This is a genomic window from Desulfosporosinus sp. OT (genome assembly GCF_000224515.1).
Classification (GTDB): Bacteria; Bacillota; Desulfitobacteriia; order Desulfitobacteriales; family Desulfitobacteriaceae; genus Desulfosporosinus.
The window spans coordinates 1-1,130 of the sequence record NZ_AGAF01000029.1; the positions used below are offsets into that span (position 1 = coordinate 1).

A 1,130-nucleotide genomic window follows, 5' to 3' on the forward strand; every position below is an offset into this window, starting at 1 on the left:
ATCATTTTCGCTTAATTAAGGAGCATTTACTGAAGAAAAGCTTCGAGAATCATGAAACTGCTAAAGTCTAGAGAATCTCAATCCAGATAATTATGCACATAAGTTTCTTTGTCTGTTCCATTCTCTATGCCACCACCAAAATACCAATCTTGCTCCTCAATAAAACTAATGGAATTTTGCATGAAGTCATCTTGGCTCATGAAAGGATGTATAGATACACAACCTTCACTTTAATAACCCTTTATTCTTTATTGTGTTTCTGTGTTTCAAGATACTTACGGATTTCGCGAATATTTGTATCAATGCTAATTAACTTTTTCATGAACCACACTAGTAAAATTATACCTGCCATAGGTAGTGCGACAGCTGGTAATAATAAGATCATACTTTCGATTGGTGAAAGAAACGCAGGAAAAATGAACATCTTCCAACTCCTCCTTTTTTAGGCACCATGAATGTTGTCCATCTCGAAAAAATGCGTAAAATTAGAATTTTCTTTTTGCCAGTAGACAATAATACTATTTTTGCTCATAATGATTTCATATCATTTGTCTCTTATTCTTCCTTTGAACAATAAGAAGTGGCTTATTCAACCAAAAATACCAGCTTTGATTAATCCTCTAGGTCTTTTAATTAATTCTTTCTTTTTAAGAGATACATTATATTCTACTAAGATAAGATAATTCCACATCTCTCCCATGTCTCCTCCCAAGATCGTGAAAATAATCCAATAAAAACAAAAAAGCCAGACCAAACGATCTGGCAAATGAATTCATCAATTCAGTGCTTTATCTTACTTTCAGTGTCCGCAGGTACACCTTTGCCTCGTCACCGATCCGGTAGCTCTCAACCGCTTTCTGGATGGCTTTGTTATGCGTCCATTTCACCAAACGCTGTTCCCGAATATACGGCAAAGTCCCTTCGTACTGCTTAGCCAAGGCTGTTGCGAAATACCAGGCGACCATCATGTTGACATAGTATTCCTCCGACCGGATGCCTGCCACAAGCTCAAGCATCTCCGGACGGAAAGCGTCATCGAGATAGAAGCTCATCAGCATTCCGATCCCGAAACGCACCGTATAAGTCCGGCCGGATATCAGCCAGACTTTGATTTTTTCGTAGAGTTCGGG

At 38.4% G+C, this 1,130-nt stretch carries 3 protein-coding genes; all 3 read right to left on the reverse strand.

Going from position 1 to position 1,130, the window contains the following annotated elements; genetic code table 11:
* Positions 1 to 77 precede the first annotated feature (77 nt).
* Complete coding sequence (locus tag DOT_RS32210) at positions 78 to 200, reverse strand: hypothetical protein (RefSeq protein ID WP_009613795.1); 123 nt, start codon at positions 198 to 200, stop codon at positions 78 to 80.
* Positions 201 to 241: 41 nt separating this feature from the next.
* The gene (locus tag DOT_RS02685) at positions 242 to 424 is read right to left on the reverse strand and encodes a hypothetical protein (protein ID WP_009613796.1); all 183 of its coding nucleotides are present in this window, start codon (positions 422 to 424) and stop codon (positions 242 to 244) included.
* 364 nt (positions 425 to 788) lie between these two features.
* The coding region (locus tag DOT_RS02690) for a DNA alkylation repair protein (protein ID WP_009613799.1) at positions 789 to 1,130 on the reverse strand (342 nt) is incomplete at its 5' end.